This window comes from Rhodococcus sp. NFXS4, from assembly GCF_058139645.1.
In genome coordinates this window covers 1,385,362-1,407,497 of record NZ_CP192221.1, presented here as the reverse complement: position 1 = coordinate 1,407,497, position 22,136 = coordinate 1,385,362, and the positions used below count along the sequence as shown (strand labels likewise).

Here is a 22,136-nt window from a genome sequence, read left to right as displayed (position 1 = left end):
CACGGGGTCCGACCTCCTAGTGTCTGCACCATGACCGTCGAACGAGTACCGGTGTCGGGCGGACACATCACCGTCGAGACACTCACGGGCAGCTCCGATCCGATCCTCGTGATCCACGGGGTGTCCAGCCAGCGCATGCTGTGGAACTGGCTGCACGCGGAGGCGCCACACCTGACGCTCGTCGCGCCGGACCTCCGCGGCCGCGGTGACAGCGTCGACGTCACGGGCGCGTCGTCGCTCGCCCGTCACGCGGACGATCTGGACGCCGTTCTCGAGGCCCTGGGACTCGACTCCGTGCACGTGTGCGGCATGTCGATGGGTGCATTCGCGGCTGTCGAATTCGCAGCGCGGTTCCCATCCAGAGTGAAGAGTCTCGTTCTCGTCGACGGAGGCGTGCCGGTGGAACCGCCGGCCGGTCTCACCCGAGACACCGTCGCAACCGTGTTCGAGGACAGGATCGCGCGAACGCGGCAGCGATGGGACGACCTCGACGACTACCTCGACTTCCTGGTGTCGACGTCGTTACCGCTGCTGGACCGTGACGATCCGCTCCTCCGGGAGTACGCCGCTCATGATCTGGCCGACGGTGCGATCCGGCTGTCGACCGATGCGGTCGTCGCGGACGCCACGGACGTCTTCTTCGGCGACTCGCGGTTCCGCGACCTGACGGTGCCGATCCGATTCCTGCACGCGCAGTGGAGCGTCGGGGCAGGGTCTCCGCCGATGTACTCGCCGCAGGACATCGACGCTCTCGAGCTGACGTCCGTCAGAGCACTGGACGGCCTCGATCATGCCGGCACGATCATGACCGCCGTGGGCGCGGCTGCCGTGGGCGAGACGATCGACGACGCACTGCGGGACGGGGTCAGTGACGGGACGCGGTGAACACGTCCACTGGATGCGGCACTCGAAGGCCTCCGTCCGCGCCGGGGACCGACACCGCGTCGAGGTAGGCCCGCACCGGGCCCTGTAGATCGGGGGTCAGCCTGGCCTGCACCGCGAAGTCGAGCACCTCGTCGCTCGCGGACGCCAGATCGACCAGCGCGTGCAGAGTGGCCACGTCGTCGACGACGATCCCGGCGTCGATGAAGGCGTCTCCGACGTCACCGCTGAACCACTGTCGATGACCCTCGAGCGGAGGTGCGAGAACTCCCACCAGCGCGTTCAGCTCGGCCGACGGTGCGACGGCCACCCACAGTTCGCCGCCGGGACGTAGCAGCGCGAGAGCAGCGCGCAGGGTCGCCCCGACGTCGGCGACGTAGTACATCGAGTGCACGAACATCACGACGTCGAAGGTCTCGTCGTCCACCGGGGAGTCACCGAAGGACGCCACGTGGCCGTCGGCACTCAGCTCGTCGGCACCCAGCGCGGCCATCGTGGCGGTGAAGCGCTCGACACTGCCGATCCACGGATCGATTCCGACGTACCGCACGGGGCGCCCTGGCACCGCCAACACCAGACCGGCGGCGAGACGGACGTCCAGCACGCCGTCACCGCATCCCACGGACAGCACCGAGATCGGTCCGTCCCCCCTGGTACCCAGCCTGCCGGCAAGGTGCTCGGCGATCAGATCGCGCTGATCGGAGAGCAGTTCGAAAGCGGAATGCAGGCGGGCGTAAGAGTCGGGTTCGAGGCCTGCCAGGGCCGGAGCTCCCCGCCGCACGGCGCGCACACCGTCGAGAAGCACTGCGGCGAGCTCGGTGGGCGGTGGCGCAGCTATGTTGGACATCAGATACGAGTCAATCACGACGCCTCATCCGGTGTGTTGCGGTCGGCTCCTTTCAGGAGGAGTGACATGAGCAGCGGAGACACAGCAGAGCGCAGCCTCGCGCACTGGAGCGAAGCCGGTCGCACGGGCATGGAGGCGTTCTACGCTCTCGCGACCGAGGACTACCGGCAGCTGGCGTTGGCCGCCGACTGGCCGGCGCTCCTCGGCGACCGCGCGCACGAGGGCTGGTCGCTGCTCGACGTGGCGTGCGGCAGCGGAAAGTTCCCCACCGCGCTGCGCCGCTACACAGACCTGTCGGCGGTTCCCGAGCTGGCCTACGACCTGCTCGACCCGTCCGCGTTCTCCGTCGCCGAGGCACGCGGCGCGCTCGGTGCGCCGTTCGCGGCCCGGCATGACCTGGTGATGACCCTGCAGGACCTCCCCGCGGATCACGCCGGCTACGACGTCGTCTGGGCCACTCACGCTCTCTACGCGCTTCCACCGGACGAATTGGACGCTGCGGCAGAACGATTCGTGGCCGCACTGGCTCCCGGAGGCCTGGGCCTGGTCGCACAGGCCACGGCGGCCTCGCACTACCTCGCGTTCTACGACGCCTTCCGCGCCGGGGTGCGCGAGGCGACGCCGTACACGACCGCCGAGCAGGTGCGCGACGCACTGACACGAGCCGGCGCGGACGTACGCGATCAGCGCGTCACCTACACGACCGGTACCTCCGACCGTGGCATCGCCGAAGGTTTTCTCCAGCGCTGCGCGTTCGACGACTCGGTGTCGCTGGAGGAGATGGAAGCCGCTCCGGTGCTGGGCGAGTACCTGGCCTCATGCCGCGACGCGTCCGGTTCCTACACGTTCTCGCACGAGGCGGCCCTGCTGTGGCTCTGAACGACTCGACCACCAATGATCGCCTGCCCGAACAGAACCGGGACGGCGGTATCGATCAGGACTGGGCAGGCGACGATCAGGACTGGTGGGACTGGTACGTCACCCTGGCCGCGAACGATGCGGCGCCCGCCGAACTGGTCGAGGGGCCCGGCCTGCCCGATGTCGAGGCCGCCACGGACGAGCAGATCGAGCGCGAGCTGGCCGAGCCCTACGCCCTCGATCCCGCTTCCGTCGAGGCCTTCGCACGGCAGGCTTTCGTGCGACTGCCCGCAGTGCTGTCGCCGGCGGTGGTGCGCCGCCTCGCCGAGCGACTCGAGGAGTTGCTGCGCGCGGAGCACGGTGACGACGTCGCCGGGCGATTCACTGCGCTCGAGCAGATGTGGCTCCACGACGACCTGATGCGCACCGTGGCGCTCTCGCCCCGCATCGGCGGTCTGGCCGCGGCACTGCTCGACGTGCCCGGAGTTCGCCTGTACCACGACAATGCGTTGTCCAAGGAGCCCGGCTGCGGGCGCACGCCGTGGCATCACGACGCCGAACACTTCCCCCTGCAGACCACCGACGCCGTCACCGCGTGGATGCCGATGTCGGCCATCCCGGGCCGGATGGGTCCGCTGTCCTTCGCCCGCGGCCGGGACGTGTTGGACGAGGTCGCCGATCTGGAGTTCGACAAGGTCGGCACGTCGTACGACGAGGCCGTCACCCAACGCTTCCTCCAGCGCGACGTCGCGGTGGAAGCGGAGCCGTTCGCGGTGGGAGACGTGTCGTTCCATTCCGCGCTGTGCTTCCACACTGCGGGCCCGAACCGGACGACGCAGCCGCGTCGAGCACTCGCCACCACGTACTTCGCCGACGGCACCCGTGTCGTGGAATCGCCGACCCTGATCAGCGGTACGTGGCGCGAGTTCCTCCCCGGCATCGAGCCGGGCGGACTCGCGGACTCCGAGCTCAACCCGGTGGTGGGTCGCCGGGACTGAGTCGGCCGGCGGCAGCGGCCGTCGTCAGCGGTACGTGCGCACCATTCCCTGAATCGGATCGAACGACGGCGGCACATCGAGATCGACCTGCGTCGTCTGCGTCTGCACTCCGTCGTCGGTCGGTGACACCGTCTGCGGCAGAACGCGCCAGTGGGCGCGTGGGTCGTCCGGCTGCTCGTGGTCGGTACTCATCGCTGCCTCCGTGTGTCACCGCGGTAGTTTGGTCGCCGTGCAGTGGCGACAGTACGACCCTCGGGCGAGCGCCGCCGCCGGAACGGGCGCCTTCACAGCGTGTCTCGCGGTGATGTCCACCCCGCCCACCGATCTGATGGTGGCAGAGCGCGACTCTCCTGTCAGCTCTGTGTTCCTCAGTCCCGCGTGGGCCGGCGTCGTCGCAGTCGTGGTGGTATTGACGGCTGTCCGTGTGGCGTTCACTCACTCGCGGCGGGGCTTGATCACCGGTGTCGGCGCGGCGGGCACCGCCGTCCTGGCAACGCCGGCGGCGGTCGACATCTCCACGGCGTGGTCCGTGACTGTGGCCGGTGTCGGATCCGGACTGATCCTCGTCACGGCGGTGACACTGGCCCACACCAGTCGCACCGCATTCGTCGCTCTGGCTCTCGGAGCCGCATCGGCCTACCGCTTCTCCCCACTCGTTGCGCAGCAGTATCCGGACCACTTCCGATGGTCGGTGAGTCTGCCGGGCGACGCATTCTTCCCCGAGCCGGTCGTGCCGATCCCGGTGCTCGTGGTGACCGCAGTGCTACTCGCGAGCACGATCTCGATGCCGCACGTCGTGACCCGTGGTCCCCGAACTGTGCACTGGCGCATGGCCGCTGCGGTCGGTCTGCTGTGGGTCGTGTACGCGCTCCTCGGTGACTACAGTGCGTCCGTCGGTCAGTGGACAGTGGCCGCGGCAGCGACGGTCGTCGTGATCGTCGGGGCAGCCATCGGTTCCGCGGACAGCGGTGCATTCTTGTGCGCAGGGCTTGCCGTGGCCTGCACCTTCGTCGGAGGAATGGTGTGGAACGCGTGGTGGCTCGTTCTCCTCGCGATCGCCGGCTTCACCGTCGGCGCCCTCGCAGCGCGGTGGGCACCCTCCACTCCGGTGGGCTGCTGCATCCTCGCGCTCGTCTGCGCGTCGGCTCTGTTCCCGTACAGCCTCGTGTCCACCGTCGGGTATGCCGTGGTCCTGCCTGCTGCCATCGTCTATTCGCTACTGTCGTCCCGACCGTCCGATCCGACGATCACTTCCGTGGGCCTGCTGATCCCGACCATGCTCGCCGTCGTCACACTGTCCGCTCCTCCGGACCGTCCGTACGAGTTCGGATGGACGGGTAGTGCCGACCGGATTCTCGTTCTCGACCCCGGGACCGTGGGTTCCCGCTCGGTACTCGCGGTCGTGGTGGCGATGTGCGCGGCCGTCGTCGCAGCGGGGGTTGCAGCACGTGTCGACCGTCGGAACCACAAGCAGCAGAGCCCCTCCTGAGTCGTAGCGGTCGTGGACTTCCGACCCCGGTGGACGGGGGCGACAGTCCACAATCGATGACCCGTTCGGCATCCACGGTCGATCGGTGACACTCGAACGCCCATCAGCGGACCACCCGCCCCGCCTCGAGCTTCACGACCCGATCGGCCATGTCGATCACGAGCGGATCGTGAGACACGCAGGCGACTGCCACGCCGCGCCGGGCTTCAGCCCTCATGACGTCCCGAATGCGATCCCCGCTCGTCGCGTCCAGACCCGTCGTGGGTTCGTCGAGAAGCAGAAGATCAGCGCGACGCGCAAGGCCCTGCGCGAGCAACGCCCGCTGCCTCTGACCGCCTGACAACGCGGAGAAGGGCCTGTCTGCGAGCTCGCTGATACCGAGGCGATCGAGCGCGTCGTCGACGACACGGCGAGACTCGGCATCGAGACGGCGCCACGCCCGCCTCCCGCCCCAGACGCCGACTGTCGCGACGTCCCGCACCGTCACCGGCAGTCGGTCCGGGACCGCCGCGCGCTGTGGAACGAATCCTAGTGCCCGCGTCGCGACTCGGGTGCCGGACGTCAGCGCACGCGTTCCCGCGATCATCTCCAGCAGTGTGGATTTGCCGGCACCGTTCGGACCTGCGATCGCCGTCACCTCTCCCGTGACGACATCGAGGTCGACCCCGTCGATGGCCACGTGTTTGTCGAACTCCACGCAGGCACTGCGCAGCCGAGCAGCGAGTCGGGTCGTGTCGATCTGGCTCATGGACTCACCTTAACGACTTTGAAAACCATTATCACTATCGTTACGATCCCAAGCGTGACAATTCAGGCGCTCGTCGAGCCCTTCTCGCTCGCCTTCGTGCAACGCGCCCTCGTCGGGGGCGCACTCGTGGCGGTGCTGTGCGGGGTCGTCGGTACGTGGGTCGTCATCCGAGGCATGGCTTTTCTGGGAGAAGCCCTCGCGCACGGGATGTTGCCCGGGGTCGCCCTGGCGACGGTCCTGGGGGCGCCCGCGCTGGTGGGCGGCGCGCTCAGCGCGGTCGTGATGAGCCTCGGCATCGCTGCGCTCCAGCGTCGCGGATCCCTCTCCTACGACACGAGCATCGGCATGCTGTTCGTCTCGATGCTGGCACTGGGAGTCATCATCATCTCCCATTCGGGAAGCTTCGCCACCGATGCCACGTCCATCCTGTTCGGAGACATCCTGGCCATCACGTCCGTGGACATCGCACTCCTGGCCGTCGCTGTGGTGGTCGGCATGACGGTGGCCGCGGGCTTCCACCGCTCGTTGGTGGCGCTCGCGCTCGATCCCCGCATCGCGTCGGTACTGGGCCTTGCTCCCCGCGCGGCACAGGCTGCTCTGGTCGCCCTGGTGACGCTTGCTGTCGTGGCCTCCTACCAGGCTGTCGGCTCGCTTCTGGTCGTCGGACTCCTGCTCGCACCTGCCGTCGCCGCCGGGCAGTGGACCACTCGGATACCGACTCGAATGGTGGCGGCCGCCTCGATCGGTGTGCTGTCGGTGTTCGTCGGTCTGCTCATCTCGTGGCACGCGGCCACGGCGGCCGGCGCCACGGTCGCCGCGACGGCGATCGCGCTGTCGGGCCTGTCGGTGGCGGCAAGGGCGGCGACCGCGTCGATCGGACGCACGACATCAGCGCCGGCGCTCTCCGTCTGACACCGGCCGACCCGATCCACCCGAAAGGACACTGTGCGACAACACATCACGACCACCGCTCTCGCCCTCGTCGTCGGCCTGACCGCGTGCTCCACCGAGCAGGCTCCGACGATCCCCGCCGACGAGGTACCCGCCGAAGGCCACGGAGCGATCGCCGACGCCGCGGAACTCGCCGAGCCACGACTCGGCCTCACGACCATCGATCCCACCGGCTCGATCTCGCACCTGGACCTACTGGACGAATCGGTGTCCGACCTCGGCAACATCGGTGCACCCGAGGCGATGAGCACCGACGGACGCTACCTGTTCGCCGGGACGGACGCGGGAATCGAGATCGTGGACAGTGGCGTCTGGACCTGGGACCACGTCGACCACTTCCACTACTACCGCGCCGAACCCCGGCTCCTCGGCACCGTCGAGGGCGCCGGCGACGCGACCGTGGCCACGTCGAATCAATCCACCTCGGGCGGAACCGGGCTCTACTTCCCCGACTCCGGCGACGCCGTCCTGCTCGACACCGCGGCGTTGTCGAAGGGCGAGATCTCCGAGTCGTTCCGGCTGCAGAACCCGCCGGGAGACGGCATGGTCGTGCCCGTCGGATCGTTCGCCCTCGTCACCGACGGGGTCGGCCCCTCACGGACAGTCGTCGGACACACCTCGGACGGAAAGCGCACCGGTCTCGTCGAGTCGTGCCCCGACGCCGCCGGCACCATCACCACGCGTGTCGGCACCGTGATCGGCTGCTCCGACGGCGCGCTGCTCGCGTCCGCCACCGGAGACGAACTCACAGTGGAAAAGATCCCGTACCCGACTGACGTGTCCGCCCCTCCCGCAACGTCGTTCGACAATCGCGAGGGCCGCCCCACCGTCGCCGGCCTCGCCGGCGATCAGGGCATCTGGTTACTCGACACCCGCCAGAGGTCGTGGACGCTCCTTCCCGCTCCCACTCGCTTGACGCATGTGTCGGCGGTCGACGACAGCGACGACCATCTTCTCGGCCTCTCGGCCGACGGCCGCGTGCTCGTGCTGGACGGAGCCGACGGTTCGGTCGTTGCCGAGACGGGCGCGCTCGTCGCCGCATCACAGGCCGCCGGTGAGACACCCACTCTGATCGCCGACCAGCAGCGCGCCTACCTCAGCGCGCCCACCGAACGGAAGCTGTACGAGATCGACTACGCCGACGACGCCCGCGTCTCCCGCACGTTCGAGACCGCGTCCGAACCGGCCTTCACGGCCGAGACGGGACGCTGATGATGCGAGGACACCGGACGGGCAGTCTCCTGGCCGCGGCGGCAGTGGCTGTGGTGGCCCTTCTCGCTGGATGTTCGGCGACAGCCGACGACCGTCCGGTGGTCATGGTCTCCACGAACATCCTCGGCGACGTCGTCGAGGAACTCGTCGGCGACGAGGCAGAGGTCGTGACGCTGATGAAGCCGAACGCCGACCCACACTCGTTCGAGATCTCCGCGCAGGAGGGCGCGCGTCTGCGCTCGGCGGACCTCGTCGTCTCGAACGGGCTGGGATTGGAGGAGGGACTACAGCAGCATCTCGACGCCGCAGCCGCAGAGAAGGTTCCGACGTTCGTCGCCGGGGACGTCATCGACGTGCTCGACTACCGGGAGGGCGACGCGGCGGGCAGCCCCGACTCCCACTTCTGGACCGATCCTGCCCGCATGATCGCCGTCGTCGATGCCTTGGAACCGGTGCTCGGCGATCTCGACGGAGTGGATCCGGCCACCATGTCGACACGAGCGGCCGAGTACCGCGGACAGCTGCAGAGTCTCGACGAGGAGATGTCCGCCTCGTTCGCCGCGATCCCCGACGAACGGCGTGCGCTCGTCACCAACCACCATGTCTTCGGTTACCTCGCTCACCGTTTCGACTTCGAGGTCGTCGGGGCGGTCATTCCCGGCGGCACCACCCTCGCCGCACCGTCGGCGTCCGACCTGTCCGATCTCGTCGATGCCATCGACTCCACCGGTGTCCGCACCGTCTTCGCAGAATCGTCCTCGCCCGACCGACTCGTTCAGGCACTCGCCAGTGAAGCCGACATCAGCGTGGACGTCGTGCAGTTGTTCACCGAGTCGCTCACCGGTCCCGACGGCGGCGCCCCCGACTATCTGACGATGATGCGCGTCAACACCGAACGCATCGCCGCCGGCCTCTCCCCCTGATCGGTATCGTTCCCACACAGAAAAGGATTCACATGCGTCTCAATCACTTCCGGCGGGCAGGCTCCACTGTGCTCGCGCTCGGCGCGGTCGTCACTCTCGCGGCGTGCTCCTCCGGAACCACGACCGCCGCCGACTCCACCACGAGCACCACCGCAGCGATGCAGGCCGGCCCTCGTGTCGCGGTCTCCTACGACGGCGGCGTACAGGTGCTGGACGCCGCCACCCTCGAGACCGTCGCGGACTTCGACTCCGAGGACTACACACGCCTCAACCTCGCCGGCGACGGGCGCAACGTCATGGTGACCACGAGCAAGGGCTTCCAAGTACTCGACACCGCCGCGGGCACCACGGACGCACCACAGCTCACGGACACGGTCTTCGAGGCGGAGAAGGCGGGCCATGTCGTCCGGCACGGCGGCAAGACAATCTTGTACGCCGACGGTACCAGCGACACCACGATCTTCGACACGGCAGCACTGGAGTCGAGCGACGGTCTCCCCGAGGTGGAGAGCATTCCCGGTGTGGAGGCGCATCACGGAGTCTCGGTCGTTCTCGAGGACGGCACGTTCCTCACCACCGTTGGTAATGCCAACGGACGCACCGGTATCGAGGTGCGCGATGCCGCCGGTGCGGTCATCGCGCGCAACGATCAGTGCCCCGGCGTCCACGGCGAGGGAACGGCACAGAACGAGATCGTCGTATTCGGCTGCGAGAACGGTGTCCTGGTCTACGACAAGGGCGAGATCACCAAGCTCGACGCTCCGGACCAGCCCTACGGGCGTACGGGCAACGCGTACGTCAGCGAGACCAGCCCCTTGGTCGTCGGCGACTACAAGAACGACGCAGACGCGGAAGGCTCACTGCTGCAGGCGGTCACCGTCATCGACACCGTGGCGAAGACGCTGGACGTCGTCCAGATGCCCGACGGTGCCGAGTACACCTGGCGCGGGGTCTCCCGTGGACCCGACGACAAGGCCTACATCATCGGAACCGACGGCGCCCTGCACGTCTTCGATCCCGAGACGCGCGAGTTCACCGCTTCCTACCCTGTCATCGGTGAGTGGGAAGGCCCCAGCGAGTACCAGGACGCACACCCCGGCATCTCCATCACCGGCGACACCGCCTACGTCACCGAACCGGACACCGACAGCATCCACGCCGTGGATCTGACCACCGGTGACGTCACCGTCAGCAGCGAACTCGACGTCACTCCGAACGAGTTCGTGGCCGTCACCGACTGATCCTGTCGTCACCAGGGGCGCGGTGTCAGCCGCGCCCCTGGCTGGTCGCGTGCGTCAATCCGCGACCAACCGCGCTGATCGGAAGTGTCGACCCACTCCACGCTCGCGTTGCCTGCTGATGACGTAGGAGCCCGGCGCAATTCCTGTCGCACCGTGTTCGGGATGAATCAAGTACGCCGTGACCTCGGTGTCGAGGATGCCCAACGCAAGGCCGTTCGGATCGAACACCGGAGTGGACCACATGCAGTGGCCTTTCTCGCAGACGAGACTGTGAGGGTTGCCGCCGGCAGCGCTGCGAAGCAGTTCGACGCCGGTGAGGGGCACGTCGTCGGACCGCGTGCCCCGAAAAGCCTGTACGTGGAGGATCATCGGACGCGGCACGACGATCAGGTCACCCTGAGCTTGAAGCCCGTCGACGACAGGTATCGACACGTCTCGATCGAGATAGTCGAAGACGTCGAGGCCGGTCAGGGCCGTGAGTGTGGACAAAGTCATGGTCGTGGTCATCGAAGTCACCTCGGGTCGTCGGAATGTGGTCACGTGCGGCGCACGAGACAGGAGTAGTCGTCGCCGGTGATGCCGTAGGTCCATCCGGCGGCGTCGAGCGCGGACGTCATGCCGTTCGGAACCGGCAACCCGTAGCGTCGCCGCCGACCGTCCCGCTCGACAGAACCGTTGACCACGAGCAGGATTCGGCCGTCGTCCACCCAGCTGGTCGGCGTGGCGTAGAGCGACAGCGGGGCGCCGGCATTCCCCGGATCGTCCGTCCGGTCGACGAGCTCGAGTCCGGCCTCGTCGATGTAGACGTCCCACCCGATGCGCTCTATGGCGCACCGTCGTACCTCGATGTTCCGTTCGCGTGCGATGCGCTCGACGGTGGGTTCGGTGATCACCCACTCGGGAACGATGGTCCCGTGATCGACATGAACGGATCGTCCGTCGGCGAACTGGACGGCGGGCTCGTTCTGTCCGTGCAGTCGCCGTTCGTTGTGCACCGCTCCCGGAAGAGGTTCGGTCTGAAGAATTCCAGGTCGCTCGGACATGACGCAGACACTGTCGAATGCCCACCACCAGCCGGTCGCCCCCGCGAGGGCTGTCTGAGTATCGAGGATGGCGTGATCCGTACCGCGGAAGGCAGAGATGCCCAGTGTGCGATGGATGTCGTAGTACGCGAGCCGGTGCGCTTCCTGCTGCCCGTACCACGCCACGCTTCCCGTCGGTCGCTGAACGAGTGACCGCACAGCGGCCGCCACTCCATCGAACAGGCTCGTGCGCAACGAATCCCACACCGCGATTCGCAGCAACTCGTCGGGCGCGATCCCCTGCCGCGCGGACTCCGCCAGTGGCTGCGTGCGTGCAGCCCAGAGGGAGCGACTGTCGGAAGGCCATCGTCGCGACACCCCGCCCGTGCGGTTGTCCATACGTTCGCGTGACCGTGAGACGGTCGACGCGATTCGAGCGGCAGCACCGGACGTCAGAGAGTTCGTACCCGACAACTGTTCGGAGACAATCAGTTCGGCGCCAGCCGGTGGGGACGGTACCCACACGAACTCGGGACAACGGAACCCTGCATGCCTGTACAGATCCGCTACGGCGGCCTCGGCGGTCGGCCTGTCGGACGGCAGAGTGGACACACCCAGCGCGAGCCACGTGTCCCGCAACGTGGGTACGGATGCCATCTGATGAATCGATGACGATGCGGTTCTTGCCCTGACCGCGAAGGGTGTTGCTGCGGCGCTCACGCGAGGGTGGCGGTGTCCGCCTTTCCGGTTGTCATGCGTCCGAGAATGACACGTCCCGCGACGCAGCGCAAGAGTCTGTGCCGATACCCGCAGCAGGATCGGCACATTCGGCCGAAAGTTCTCCAGAGGGGCAGCGCACCGGACCTGTCATTGTCGAGCGATAGACCATTCGTGCGCTGCCACTCATTCGCCTTCGGCGTTGATGCGGCGTCGATACAGGCATACGGTGCCGTCATGGGAAATCCACGCACCGCCGCGATCGGCCTCTACCTGCTCGCGGTGATCGTGCGCGTGGCGACGTGGGGAGGCACGTCGGCGGCCGATCGCAGCGACGACGTGGTGCTCCTCCTGCTGGTCGGAGCCCTGGTCGCAGCGATTCTCTCGGTCAGGTCTCGCACGGACACGCCGTGACCCGCCCGTGCGCGGCAGCGGCGAGCACGATCTAGACCGATCAGTTGGTTACAGTGGTGCGATGTCGTGGACGTCGTCGCCCAAGGATTCGGTGCTGGGCCTCGCCGTCCTCCTGTACATCGGAACGGCATTGGTGGTGCCCATCTCGGTCGCCGCAATGTCCGCCCTCGGCGACGCTCCCTACGACGTTGTCCCCGGGTGGTTCGCGATGGGTGTGTTCGCGTTCTGCGTCGGTGCGTACACCACGGTCTATGCCGCCTACGGGTTGTACCTGAAGGCGGTGTCGGCGCACAGACGGAGAACAGGGCCAGTCCTGGCGGCGCGCCTGGAGACCGGCGCAGTGGTCCTCGCATGGGTGTCACTCGTTGCGGGATTGACCTCCCTCGCACCGGGCGTCGCCGTCGCGAGCGGCCTTGTCTGCGCTGTGGTGTGTAGTGTCGCCGGCGCCGTCGTTCGTCGACGTGTGTTCGGACAGAGCGAACGCCGTACGTGACGCATCGGTGCGTCCGGGCACTCCGGCTCTACTGTCCTTCCGACACGGTGGCATTGTCCAGGGCCGCGGCGAAAGCGTTGATCGTTTTCGTGTAGCGCTGAAAGCTCCTGTTGGTGCCGTAGTCAGAAAGAAAACGATCCTGCGAGCATTCGCCGCCGATACGGGACTGACCTACGGATGCTGGCGGACACGCGCTCGAATGATCGTTGCGGCCTACCTACTCGAGCGGGGACAAACCTCGCCGACACGGCAGCAGTGGGTTACAGCACCAGCAGCGGGTTCATCGCTGCCTTCGCCCACGAGTTCGGCGTGACACCGTGGTCGGGCACCTGCGCGAGGACGACCAAACGGGTGGCGCGGAAATGCTCCTCGCTACCGCCGTCTCCCCGCTGTCTCGTCTGCTCGCCGCTGCCGCCACGGCGACAGTCACGGCAACCCTCGTGTTGCTTCTGGCAGGTGTCGGGCTCGTCACCGGGGCTGCTGCCGTCGGCGGAGACGGCCCCGGTGGCGTCGACGTGCTCGTCGGAGCGGTGTCGCAGCTGCCGGCAACCCTTGCTGTCGCCGCGATCGCCTGGGCCGCATACGGATTCGGAAGCCGGTGGATCGCAGTCGGGTGGGCCGCAGTCGTCCTCGACCTGCTGCTGGGGCCGCTCGGTACCCTCATCGGCGCTCCCCAGTAGTTGCGCGACACAGCACCGCACACGCATCTTCCCGCCGACGTCGGCGCGCCGGTTCCACTCACCGCCGCGTTCATCCTCGTCATCGTGGCCACAGCACTTCTGGCCACCGCATCGTGGGCTCTGCGCCGCCGCGACCTCGTGTGAACGCCGGACAGGGCGTCGGCGAGTGCACACCAGCGACACTCCCGATGCCTGACCTCACTGCGCCCCACGGACACGTCGGCACCCCACGACCTGCCCGAGCACGTCGACCACGGCGGCCGCAGCGATCGCCACGAGCAATACCCACACCAACAGAGCCACGTCCGGCGCCCACCTGCCTGCCACCGACAACCCCGCGCCGGTCGAAGAAGAGAGTCCGAACAGGACGGCGACAGCGGCCGCTGTCCCTACCCCGACCGCCACGACCCCGCGCACGACGGCGACTCCTCTGGTCCGCTGGGGCATCCTGCCCGAGACGATGCGGACCGCGTGAACGCCGATGCCGACCACCAGCGTCGCGATGATCGCAGCGAGCGCTCCGAGCACGGTGGACGCCGAGGACTCGGGTAGCTCGCTCGTCCGTCCACCCGTCACCGACGTCGTCAGGTTCCGGCCGACGGCCGCGAGTCGATCGGCCTCGATCTCACCGTATCGGTTCGCCGCCAACACGATTGCTGTGTCCAGCGACGGAATCACAGAGACGTAAGTGTAGTAGCCGGGCACCGCACCCGCATGCCACCAGACATCGTGGCCATCGATCCTCTCGTGGAACAGGCCGTCACCGTAGGTCGAACCCTGAGCTGTCGGCACCTCGCGATACCGGACTTCGTCGTCGTGACGTTCCCGCAGTCGCCACGACGCATAGCGTCCCAGGTCGCCGATGGAGCCGGCGAGGTAGCCGTATCCCAACCCCGCCGAATCGACGCCGACGTCGACCGGGCGGGAGAAACCGAAGAACGGAACGTGTCCCCGCGGAAAACTGTCGACGAACAGCTGCGGGTCGGTGATGGCGTCACTACCGGCGGGATCGAGTACGACGCGGCGCACGGCGTCCGCGTAGGAGGACCCTCCCGCCTGCTCGATCACAGCCTGCAGGAGCAGGTAGTTCAGACTCGAGTACCGGAACTCACCACGAGGACCAGCCCCCTTCGGCGCGTCGAGGGCGGTGACGGCGTCTGTCGCGGAACCCCTTCGGGTCCACTCGTCCGTGACGGTGATGTCGTGCGGCAGCCCGCTGGTGTGATGAACGAGGTCGTCGACGGTCACTGCGGGGTCGGAGAGCACTCGGCGAGCCTGCGGGACCACCTCGACGACAGGGCTTGTGGCGTCGAGAACGCCCTCGCGCTCGAGGCCCCTCGCTGTCGCTGCCGCGAACTGCTTCGACACCGACCCCCAGACGAACGGGGTCGACCCGTCGATGTCGTGTCCGTCCCCGTCGACTCCCACGAATGCCGCAGACCGTGCACCGTCGCTGTCGACGATCCGTGCGGCCATTCCTGGTGCGCCGATCTCCGAGGCCCACCGGGTGACGAGGCCCTGCAACGACTCCTCGTCGTGCCCTAGACCGGCCGCTGGGCAGATCGACAGTGCGAGCAGTGTCAGGGCGCCCAGAAACACAGCAACCACTCGTCGTGCCGCGGTCATTGTCGTACTCCCGTCAGCGCTGTGGCCCGGTGCGTGGTGGACCACAACCCGGTCAGCAGCGCTGCGCCCCAGACCGTGAACAGCGGATCCCAGACCACGGCATGCCCGATCATCGCGGTCCGGTCGTACCCGCCGTCGGGCACGATGACGCCGGCGAGCACCCCTGCCGCGGACACCGTCGACACTGCGCCCCACACGGAAAGCACACCGCCCGCGCACCACCCGCACATGCGGACCTGCCGATGACCGTGGCCTCGGACCCGCTCGTTCACCCACGGGAGGACAGCAGCGCCGGCCTTCACGACAGCGACGACACCGAGCGCGAGACCGCTCACCACCGGTCGGTCGTCGGCCAGGGTCACCGCCCAGTCCCCCACCGAGGCGAGCTGCCATCGACCACCCACCGCCCAGTACGCGCTCGCGGCCGCATGCAGCAGCCCGGCTGCCGCAGCGAGGAGAAAGGCCACCGCCGCAGGCATTCTCATGCGTGTCGTTCCCGAGGGTGTCTGCACACGATCGACACTAGGAACGTTCCGCTCGCCCGAACATCCGGGAACACCCCGACCCCACCCTGAGACAGACGAGGTCTCGACCGACGAGGGACACCAGGAACGCCGTCTCGGAACCATCCCACCCGCACCAGTCGATCAGCTCAGCACCACGAGTTGCCGGGTCGCCCGCGTCATCGCCACGTAGCGGTCGACGGCGCTGTCCACACCCGGCCCCTCGACGAGGACGACGAGATCGAACTCGAGCCCCTTGACCGACCGTGCGCTCAGAGAACGGATCCGCTCGGTGTCCGGCCGAGCCGACATACCGATGACGCATGCCACGCCCTCACCGGCCGCGGCCCACTCGTCGAGAATCGCGTCCAGGTCGTCCACTCCGGCCTGGCGAACGCCCACCCCGGTGCTGCGGACCGAACGGGGCACGTTCGCGTCGGGGAGGACCGCTCTGATGACCGGTTCGGCCGCGGCCATGATCTCGGCCGGTGTGCGGTAGTTGACGTCGAGCGTGGACACCGCCACGTCGGTGAATCCGACACGCGCCAGCCGCGCCTCCCAGGATTCCGGGAAACCGCTGTGGGCCTGCGCGCGGTCACCCACCACCGTGAGACTGCCCGACGGGCAGCGGGCACGGACCATCTGCCACTGCGCATCCGTCAGTTCCTGGGCCTCGTCGACGACGATGTGGGAGAACGGACCAGCAAGCCGATCCGGTTCGCCCGTCGAGAACTCGGTCTCGTCCAGCACGTTCTGCAGGTCGTCGCCGCGGAGCATCGACATGACACGAAGCTCCGAATCGTCGGACTCGACGAGATCGTCGACCACCGCGCGTCGGCGCGCACGCTCGGAGGCGATCGTCCGGGCACGGCGCACGCGCATCGTCGTCGCCCGTGGGTCTCCGAGGCGGCGACGAGCGACGTCGAGAAGAGGAAGATCCGCAGTCGTCCAGGGCGCACCGAGGTCTCTGCGGACCGCGGCCCTGTCGTCCTCGTCCAACCAGGGCGCGCACTGGCGTAGGTATGCCGGCACGGCCCAGAGGTCGGCGACGAGATCGGGAGCATCGATCACCGTCCACGACGACTCGACGCTGTCGCGAAGCTCGTCGATCGCCCGCAGCGACGACGTCAGCTCGGCGGCCGACACGTCGCCGGCGAGGCGGTCGACGACGATGTCGCTCAGCGCCGCCCAGATCTCCTCTCTCGCATCGTTGTGCGGAGTCTCCGCGTCGGGTGCCGTGAAGGCTTCCGCCCAGTCGGCTGCCCGGAGCAGCACTGCACCCCACTCGGTCTCGACGACCATGTCGTTCGCGGGCGGAGTCTCGTAGAAGCGGATCGCGCGATCGATCATCTCCGTCATCGACGCGGAGCCTTTCACCGCGGCGGCGCGTGGTGAGGCCTCCGCTACTGCATTCCGGCCCTCGGGAACCATCTCGTCGAGCAGGCACACCCGGACGCCGTCCTCTCCGAGATCAGGAAGCACGTCGGCGACGTACGACAGGTAGGGCCCGTGCGGTCCGATCACCAAGGCCCCGCCGCGGTGGTGCCCGACCTGCGGATCCGCATACAGAAGGTAGGCCGCACGGTGCAGCGCGACCACGCTCTTTCCCGTTCCGGGGCCGCCGTCCACCACACGCACTCCTCTGGACGGGGCGCGGACGATCGCATCCTGGTCCGCTGCGATGGTGCCCAGCACGTCGCGCATGCGGGACGACCGCGCCGCCCCGAGATCGGCGACGAAGGCCGACCGATCGTCCAATGCCACGGCGCCGTCGGTTATCTCAGCGGTGAACACCTCGTCCCAGTAATCGCTCACTCGTCCTCCGGTCCACCGGTAACGACGCCGCCAGGCAACACCCATCGGACGTGCCGGGGTCGCGGCGAAGAACGGTGCTGCTGCTGGTGAGCGCCAGTCGACGAGCAGAGGATGACCGGCCTCGTCGAGGAGTCCGCGCCGCCCGACGTACACCGGCTCCGTTCCGTCCGCCGGCACGAGTCGCCCGAGACACATGTCCCGCCCGACACGACGCACTGCGCGGATCTCGGCGGTGAGTCGATGTGTCTCCAGGTCGCGTTCCATCGCGTCCTGGCCGGATCGGCCAGGGGCGGCGCGAGTCCGGGCGAGGCGTCGTTCGAGATCCGCGAGGGACCGACGCAGGGCCGCGTCGATTCTGGCGAGATGTCGATCATCCGCCGCGATCGAGGCGGGGTCGGCCTTGGCTCGGCGGTGCGGGGGCAGGGCGAACACGGTGTCCACAGGTCGGCTCCGATCGGGGAAACGTGCAGGTCATGGCATCGAGCGAGCCATTCTGCGCCGACCGCGGGGGCTTGCCGCAAGCCCCACCGTGCGCTATACCTTGGAGGTGGAAGGGATCGTTCCCGTCAACGCCGATCGTCGCGCACCTCGGCCAACCGCCTGATCGCCGACGGCCCCACTCCGTGCAGCGCGGACAACACCGCGAGGTCCGCCGGAAGGTCGAGCACCGTGTGATACCCGGCGTCGATCAACGTGCCCGTCGCAGGCCTACCGATGCGGACACCGTCGAACACGGGCCCACGATCGCTCGGCGCGTCGTTGGTCATGCTGCTCACCGCCTTCCGCTCCTCGTCTTTCTCTGCATGGATCCATTCTGACGCTCCCCATGACGACATAGGCCCGGCTGTCCCCAGAACTCGCCCGGGCACCTGCTGCAGTATTCGCCCAGAGCGCTTTCGCCGGTCCTCACCGATCTCCACGAGCGTCCGAGCCAGGACGGTCGGTTACCCGTTCCACGACGCTTCCGGTGCGAATCCGGCGCATACTGTTCGCCATGGCGACCGTGGCAGACCATTTCGTGCAGACCCTGACCGAGAGCGGCGTGACCCACGTCTACGGTCTCCCGGGCGATTCGCTGAACGGCTTCACCGACGCGATCCGCCGGAACGACGGCATGACGTGGCAGCACGTCCGCAACGAGGAGACTGCCGCCTTCGCCGCAGCCGGTGACGCGGCGATCACCGGCGAACTCGCGGTGTGCGCCGGCAGTTGTGGTCCCGGCAACCTCCACCTGATCAACGGGCTGTTCGACGCGCACCGCAGCCGTGTCCCCGTGCTCGCGATCGCGGCACACATTCCGCGCAGCGAGATCGGATCGCAGTACTTCCAGGAAACTCACCCGCAGAACCTCTTTCAGGAGTGCAGTGTCTTCTGCGAGCTGGTCAGTGACCCGGAGATGGCGGAACACGTGTTCGCGATGGCGATGCGGGCCGCGATCGAGGAACGCGGTGTCGCAGTGGTCGTCGTCCCCGGCGAAGTGCTGCTGGCGCATGCCGAACAGAGAAAGGCCACCCCGGCCATCCGCGCGACCACGTCCCACGTGCGTCCCGACGATGCCTCGCTCGACGAGGCGGCGTCGATCCTGAACTCGTCCGACAACATCACCATTCTGGCCGGCGCCGGTGTGGCGGGTGCGCATCGACAACTGCTCGAGATCGCCGGCGCGCTGCAGGCTCCTGTCGTGCACGCACTGCGCGGCAAGGAGCACGTCGAATACGACAATCCCTACGACGTGGGGATGACGGGGCTGCTCGGCTTCGCCTCGGGGTACCGCGCGATCTCGCATGCCGATGTTCTTCTCATGCTGGGCACCGACTTTCCGTACCGCAACTTCTATCCCGACGACGCGAAGATCATCCAGGTGGACATCCGTGGCCAGAACCTGGGCCGCAGAGCGACCCTGGACCTCGGGTTGGTGGGTACCGTCGCCGATACCGTGGACGCTCTGCTCCCCCGTATCCACGCGAAGACGGACAGCAAGCATCTGGACACATCGGTCAAGCACTACCGCAAGACACGCAAGAATCTCGATTCGTTCGCCGTGGACGACCGGCACCGCACACCCATCCGGCCGGAGTACCTGGCACGCATGGCGAACGAGCTGGCCGACGATGACGCCGTCTTCACCGTCGACGTGGGATCGCCCGTCGTATGGGCCGCCCGGTACCTCACGATGAACGGCAAGCGCCGATTGCTCGGGTCGTTCAATCACGGATCGATGGCCTGCGCGCTCCCGTTGGCGATCGGTGCGCAGACCGCTCAGCCCGGAAGGCAGGTGGTGGCCTTCGCCGGCGACGGCGGGTTGACGATGGGCTTCGGTGAGCTGATCACGTTGATGCAGAGCGGTCTGCCGGTCAAGGTCATCATCTTCGACAATTCGTCGTTGAACTTCGTCGAACTCGAGATGAAGGCTGCCGGCATCGTCAACTACGGCACCGACCTGAAGAACCCCGACTTCGCTGCTGTGGCACAGGCTCTGGGGATGTTCGGCCGACGAGTGGAGAACCCGCAGGATCTGGAGGCGGCTCTGACCGACGCGTTCGCGTACGACGGCCCCGCCGTCATCGACGTCGTCACCGCGGCACAGGAGCTCTCCATTCCCCCCAAGATCACCCTCGAGCAGGCAAAGGGGTTCACGCTGTACGGCATTCGGACGATCCTGTCCGGCCGGGCCGACGAACTCGTGGACCTCGCGGACACCAATGTCCGTCGGCGGATCTTCGACTGAGAGACGTGCTGGTCACCGGTTGGACATGGGCGTTCGGTGCGGCCATCGCGGCCGGACTGGCGTGATCCGGTGCCACGGTCGTGGTCGACGCGCAACCATGCAGGCGTCGAGTGGTGAAACGTGCGCCCCAACCACGTCCTGCTCTGTGAACGGCGATCAACGGAAACCACGGCCGTCAGGTCACGACGCTGCGCTGACGATCGAGTCGACGACAGAGGCGGGCGCCGACAACGGAGTGAAGCCGTCGGCCAGGATGCGCCGGCACCCGTCGAGTTCGATGTGGACGTCGATCATGACCAACTCGTCCCCGATCGTGGACTGCGTCGAGGTGGTCGCCAGCGATGTCCCGCGTTCACCGCAGGGACCGGCGGGCTCGACGTCGATGAGGGCAGCGTTCCAGTCGAGGTACGGCTCGGATTCGTACCGATCCGCTCCGGTGAACATCAGATCGGGTCCGGCGGTGTCGAAGCGGCAGAACCCGGACGGTGTCAACGTCAGGTCGCGTAGCGACCGAGACCCCGGCACCGGTGTCGAGACGATCGGCGAGCACGAGTAGAAGTAGGTGATCCCGGCAGCATCGAGGCGGACGCTGTGTTCGGTGGCCTCTACCTTCGGGAGCTCGAGAATCTCGGCGAGTCCCAGGGTGTTGTCCAGGCCGCAGTCACCACGCGGGTACGACGGTTGTACGGCGCGGCCGTCCACGTCGACGAGCCACATGTCGACCGGCGCCGCAGCGAGCACGGACGCCAGACATTCGGCGTCGAAGATCGAGCGACGTGTGGGCGGCCCGTTCAGCTCCCGCACAGCGCTGCCGAAGTCCCCGGCGTAGCGGCGTTCGACGTAGGTCACGGTCCCGTCGGCCTCGACGTGGTCTCCGATACCGATGTCGCACACCACGGCTGGCACCGGCTCGAACCCCTCGGGCACCGTGCCCCGCGCCGGACGGGGAGCGACGCTCTGCTGCGGCGGCGGGGCCGCCAGATAGCCGCCGACGTCCTGTGGCAACGCGCAGACGAAGTGATCGGCCGAACCGATCTCGGCGACCGACCTCGGCTCAGGAGTGGTCAGGACGCCGTAGGACGCGAGAGCAACCGTCACCAACAGAAACGACGCGAGTCCCACATGTCGACCGGTCACGGCCGGAAGCATCCCACCTCGCGCAGTCGCGGTGAGTCTCGTCGAGGACGACTCAGCGGCAGCTGACGAGGCGTTTCGAGGACCAGTGGGTCACTGCCAGGCGGGGACGTTGTGGCGATGCAGCGAGCGAGTACGGCACAGCAGGCGCAGCGCCGCGATCTCGGGCGCCGACAACGCCTGCGCCACCGTCGGGTCTCCGCTGTCGAGGACACGAGCGAGCCGCTCGTGGAACTGATACCCGGGGACACCGAACGTCACGAGGATCTCCTCGTCAGGACCGCCGCCGTAGGGCAACCACCGACGCGCGAATTCGATCATCCCGCGAAGGCCCTCTGCCTGACTCGTGCTCATCGCACCATCATCGCGGCCGACGAGCCGTCCCACCCGGCGGTGAGCCGAGTCGACACCCGCTGTTCACCGCACCGCCACTCCGGCTACCCGCGGAGCGGGCACCCCTCACTCGGCGCAGCCCCACCACGACCCGACCCGAGGAGTCCCCCGATGTCCTACATCCTCTTCGACACCCTGCTCCCCTACCTCGGTGAGCACACCGCCGCGTACTGGGCTCAGCTGCTGGTGATCACCCCGGTCTGATCGGAACCGTTCACGGCGGCAACCCCATTGGGACAACCGATGATCCACCGTTCGTTCACCAATGCTCGGTACCAATGAACAGGCATTCCTGCCACCACCACTCGACCACGGGAGCTCCCATGATCACCGACCTCGCAAGCTTCGTCGACTTCCTCGGCGCCCTGTCCGACATCTTCGGCGGCAGCGGCGACTTCCTCGACGGACTCAGCTTCTTCAGCTGACACACCCCGAGCCGATCTGATCGCGCCGCAGCAAGCG

General features: G+C 67.7%; 24 protein-coding genes. 13 read left to right on the top strand and 11 right to left on the bottom strand.

The genetic code is table 11. The features are described from left to right. Window positions 1–30: 30 nt before the first annotated feature. Window positions 31–885, top strand: coding sequence for an alpha/beta fold hydrolase (locus J4E04_RS06505; RefSeq protein WP_490150210.1), 855 nt, complete (start codon window positions 31–33; stop codon window positions 883–885). Here the strand turns inward: J4E04_RS06505 and J4E04_RS06500 are convergent. Next, entirely contained in the window at window positions 866–1,747 is an 882-nt protein-coding gene (locus J4E04_RS06500; protein ID WP_490150209.1) for a class I SAM-dependent methyltransferase, read from the bottom strand. The two genes, J4E04_RS06505 and J4E04_RS06500, sit on opposite strands and share 20 nt — an antisense overlap. A gap of 48 nt (window positions 1,748–1,795) precedes the next feature. On the opposite strand from J4E04_RS06500, the gene J4E04_RS06495 reads away from it, so the two are divergent. Beyond that, a complete protein-coding gene (locus J4E04_RS06495; RefSeq protein WP_490150208.1) occupies window positions 1,796–2,608 on the top strand; it encodes a class I SAM-dependent methyltransferase in 813 nt (270 codons plus the stop codon). After that, window positions 2,599–3,585 (top strand): phytanoyl-CoA dioxygenase family protein, encoded by a 987-nt coding sequence (locus J4E04_RS06490; RefSeq protein WP_056448728.1) that lies wholly within the window; start codon window positions 2,599–2,601, stop codon window positions 3,583–3,585. Before J4E04_RS06495 ends, J4E04_RS06490 begins: the two co-directional genes overlap by 10 nt. Before the next feature lie 24 nt (window positions 3,586–3,609). Here the strand turns inward: J4E04_RS06490 and J4E04_RS06485 are convergent, their stop codons facing one another. Further along, complete coding sequence (locus J4E04_RS06485) at window positions 3,610–3,777, bottom strand: hypothetical protein (protein ID WP_222638522.1); 168 nt, start codon at window positions 3,775–3,777, stop codon at window positions 3,610–3,612. Window positions 3,778–3,814: 37 nt separating this feature from the next. Between J4E04_RS06485 and J4E04_RS06480 the strand changes: the two genes are divergently transcribed. Beyond that, complete coding sequence (locus J4E04_RS06480; protein ID WP_490150207.1) at window positions 3,815–5,074, top strand: hypothetical protein; 1,260 nt, start codon at window positions 3,815–3,817, stop codon at window positions 5,072–5,074. Window positions 5,075–5,177: 103 nt separating this feature from the next. Here J4E04_RS06480 and aztA read toward each other — a convergent pair whose 3' ends face one another. After that, window positions 5,178–5,822, bottom strand: a complete 645-nt coding sequence (gene aztA / locus J4E04_RS06475) for a zinc ABC transporter ATP-binding protein AztA (RefSeq protein WP_490150206.1) — start codon at window positions 5,820–5,822, stop codon at window positions 5,178–5,180. A 54-nt stretch (window positions 5,823–5,876) separates the two neighbouring features. Here aztA and aztB point away from each other — a divergent pair, with 54 nt between their 5' ends. The 4 genes from aztB to aztD are packed head-to-tail and all read left to right on the top strand — an operon-like array spanning window position 5,877 to window position 10,149. Next, the gene (gene aztB / locus J4E04_RS06470) at window positions 5,877–6,734 is read left to right on the top strand and encodes a zinc ABC transporter permease AztB (RefSeq protein WP_231476305.1); all 858 of its coding nucleotides are present in this window, start codon (window positions 5,877–5,879) and stop codon (window positions 6,732–6,734) included. Between the two features lie 33 nt (window positions 6,735–6,767). After that, on the top strand, window positions 6,768–7,985 hold the full coding sequence (locus J4E04_RS06465) for an ABC transporter (protein WP_490150205.1): 1,218 nt from the start codon (window positions 6,768–6,770) through the stop codon (window positions 7,983–7,985). After that, window positions 7,985–8,908: a zinc ABC transporter substrate-binding protein AztC gene (aztC, locus tag J4E04_RS06460; protein WP_490150204.1), complete on the top strand. Its 924-nt coding sequence runs from the start codon at window positions 7,985–7,987 to the stop codon at window positions 8,906–8,908. The genes J4E04_RS06465 and aztC overlap by 1 nt, the downstream gene beginning before the upstream one ends. Before the next feature lie 32 nt (window positions 8,909–8,940). Further along, window positions 8,941–10,149 carry a zinc metallochaperone AztD gene (gene aztD / locus J4E04_RS06455; protein ID WP_222629819.1) on the top strand — a complete coding sequence of 403 codons (1,209 nt, stop codon included), beginning with the start codon at window positions 8,941–8,943 and terminating at the stop codon, window positions 10,147–10,149. A 54-nt stretch (window positions 10,150–10,203) separates the two neighbouring features. Here aztD and J4E04_RS06450 read toward each other — a convergent pair whose 3' ends face one another. Together J4E04_RS06450 and J4E04_RS06445 are read right to left on the bottom strand one after the other, a co-directional pair. Beyond that, a complete protein-coding gene (locus J4E04_RS06450; protein ID WP_222629816.1) occupies window positions 10,204–10,656 on the bottom strand; it encodes a DUF8820 family protein in 453 nt (150 codons plus the stop codon). Window positions 10,657–10,685: 29 nt separating this feature from the next. Further along, a complete protein-coding gene (locus J4E04_RS06445; RefSeq protein ID WP_490150203.1) occupies window positions 10,686–11,570 on the bottom strand; it encodes a DUF6745 domain-containing protein in 885 nt (294 codons plus the stop codon). 555 nt (window positions 11,571–12,125) lie between these two features. On the opposite strand from J4E04_RS06445, the gene J4E04_RS06440 reads away from it, so the two are divergent. From J4E04_RS06440 to J4E04_RS06425, 4 genes are all read left to right on the top strand, one after another. Next, window positions 12,126–12,302: a hypothetical protein gene (locus tag J4E04_RS06440; RefSeq protein WP_155957009.1), complete on the top strand. Its 177-nt coding sequence runs from the start codon at window positions 12,126–12,128 to the stop codon at window positions 12,300–12,302. A gap of 61 nt (window positions 12,303–12,363) precedes the next feature. After that, window positions 12,364–12,795 (top strand): hypothetical protein, encoded by a 432-nt coding sequence (locus J4E04_RS06435; protein WP_222649425.1) that lies wholly within the window; start codon window positions 12,364–12,366, stop codon window positions 12,793–12,795. Between the two features lie 362 nt (window positions 12,796–13,157). Beyond that, window positions 13,158–13,475 carry a hypothetical protein gene (locus tag J4E04_RS06430; RefSeq protein WP_490150202.1) on the top strand — a complete coding sequence of 106 codons (318 nt, stop codon included), beginning with the start codon at window positions 13,158–13,160 and terminating at the stop codon, window positions 13,473–13,475. Further along, window positions 13,476–13,619: a hypothetical protein gene (locus J4E04_RS06425; RefSeq protein ID WP_490150201.1), complete on the top strand. Its 144-nt coding sequence runs from the start codon at window positions 13,476–13,478 to the stop codon at window positions 13,617–13,619. Window positions 13,620–13,673: 54 nt separating this feature from the next. Here J4E04_RS06425 and J4E04_RS06420 read toward each other — a convergent pair whose 3' ends face one another. From J4E04_RS06420 to J4E04_RS06405, 4 genes are all read right to left on the bottom strand, one after another. Beyond that, on the bottom strand, window positions 13,674–15,101 hold the full coding sequence (locus tag J4E04_RS06420) for a serine hydrolase domain-containing protein (RefSeq protein ID WP_490150200.1): 1,428 nt from the start codon (window positions 15,099–15,101) through the stop codon (window positions 13,674–13,676). After that, window positions 15,098–15,586, bottom strand: coding sequence for a DUF3995 domain-containing protein (locus J4E04_RS06415; protein ID WP_490150199.1), 489 nt, complete (start codon window positions 15,584–15,586; stop codon window positions 15,098–15,100). Before J4E04_RS06415 ends, J4E04_RS06420 begins: the two co-directional genes overlap by 4 nt. A gap of 162 nt (window positions 15,587–15,748) precedes the next feature. Next, window positions 15,749–17,860, bottom strand: coding sequence for an RNA polymerase recycling motor ATPase HelR (gene helR, locus J4E04_RS06410; protein ID WP_490150198.1), 2,112 nt, complete (start codon window positions 17,858–17,860; stop codon window positions 15,749–15,751). Between the two features lie 125 nt (window positions 17,861–17,985). Continuing rightward, window positions 17,986–18,186: a helix-hairpin-helix domain-containing protein gene (locus tag J4E04_RS06405; protein ID WP_490150509.1), complete on the bottom strand. Its 201-nt coding sequence runs from the start codon at window positions 18,184–18,186 to the stop codon at window positions 17,986–17,988. A 227-nt stretch (window positions 18,187–18,413) separates the two neighbouring features. Here J4E04_RS06405 and poxB point away from each other — a divergent pair, with 227 nt between their 5' ends. After that, on the top strand, window positions 18,414–20,147 hold the full coding sequence (gene poxB, locus J4E04_RS06400) for a ubiquinone-dependent pyruvate dehydrogenase (RefSeq protein ID WP_490150197.1): 1,734 nt from the start codon (window positions 18,414–18,416) through the stop codon (window positions 20,145–20,147). A gap of 180 nt (window positions 20,148–20,327) precedes the next feature. Here the strand turns inward: poxB and J4E04_RS06395 are convergent, their stop codons facing one another. Both J4E04_RS06395 and J4E04_RS06390 read right to left on the bottom strand, forming a co-directional pair. Continuing rightward, window positions 20,328–21,284 carry a hypothetical protein gene (locus J4E04_RS06395; protein ID WP_490150196.1) on the bottom strand — a complete coding sequence of 319 codons (957 nt, stop codon included), beginning with the start codon at window positions 21,282–21,284 and terminating at the stop codon, window positions 20,328–20,330. A 90-nt stretch (window positions 21,285–21,374) separates the two neighbouring features. Beyond that, a complete protein-coding gene (locus J4E04_RS06390) occupies window positions 21,375–21,635 on the bottom strand; it encodes a hypothetical protein (protein WP_490150195.1) in 261 nt (86 codons plus the stop codon). Between the last annotated feature and the right edge of the window lie 501 nt (window positions 21,636–22,136).

Excerpts from the sequence above, each read along its gene's own strand:
- poxB (WP_490150197.1), top strand. The coding sequence starts at position 18,414 with ATGGCGACCGTGGCAGACCATTTCGTGCAGACCCTGACCGAGAGCGGC.
- J4E04_RS06495 (WP_490150208.1), top strand. The coding sequence starts at position 1,796 with ATGAGCAGCGGAGACACAGCAGAGCGCAGCCTCGCGCACTGGAGCGAA.
- aztD (WP_222629819.1), top strand. The coding sequence starts at position 8,941 with ATGCGTCTCAATCACTTCCGGCGGGCAGGCTCCACTGTGCTCGCGCTC.
- J4E04_RS06435 (WP_222649425.1), top strand. The coding sequence starts at position 12,364 with ATGTCGTGGACGTCGTCGCCCAAGGATTCGGTGCTGGGCCTCGCCGTC.
- J4E04_RS06390 (WP_490150195.1), bottom strand. The coding sequence starts at position 21,635 with ATGAGCACGAGTCAGGCAGAGGGCCTTCGCGGGATGATCGAATTCGCG.
- aztA (WP_490150206.1), bottom strand. The coding sequence starts at position 5,822 with ATGAGCCAGATCGACACGACCCGACTCGCTGCTCGGCTGCGCAGTGCC.
- J4E04_RS06430 (WP_490150202.1), top strand. The coding sequence starts at position 13,158 with ATGCTCCTCGCTACCGCCGTCTCCCCGCTGTCTCGTCTGCTCGCCGCT.
- J4E04_RS06415 (WP_490150199.1), bottom strand. The coding sequence starts at position 15,586 with ATGAGAATGCCTGCGGCGGTGGCCTTTCTCCTCGCTGCGGCAGCCGGG.
- J4E04_RS06420 (WP_490150200.1), bottom strand. The coding sequence starts at position 15,101 with ATGACCGCGGCACGACGAGTGGTTGCTGTGTTTCTGGGCGCCCTGACA.
- J4E04_RS06450 (WP_222629816.1), bottom strand. The coding sequence starts at position 10,656 with ATGACCACGACCATGACTTTGTCCACACTCACGGCCCTGACCGGCCTC.
- J4E04_RS06485 (WP_222638522.1), bottom strand. The coding sequence starts at position 3,777 with ATGAGTACCGACCACGAGCAGCCGGACGACCCACGCGCCCACTGGCGC.
- J4E04_RS06445 (WP_490150203.1), bottom strand. The coding sequence starts at position 11,570 with ATGGACAACCGCACGGGCGGGGTGTCGCGACGATGGCCTTCCGACAGT.
- J4E04_RS06505 (WP_490150210.1), top strand. The coding sequence starts at position 31 with ATGACCGTCGAACGAGTACCGGTGTCGGGCGGACACATCACCGTCGAG.
- J4E04_RS06405 (WP_490150509.1), bottom strand. The coding sequence starts at position 18,186 with ATGACCAACGACGCGCCGAGCGATCGTGGGCCCGTGTTCGACGGTGTC.
- aztC (WP_490150204.1), top strand. The coding sequence starts at position 7,985 with ATGATGCGAGGACACCGGACGGGCAGTCTCCTGGCCGCGGCGGCAGTG.
- J4E04_RS06440 (WP_155957009.1), top strand. The coding sequence starts at position 12,126 with ATGGGAAATCCACGCACCGCCGCGATCGGCCTCTACCTGCTCGCGGTG.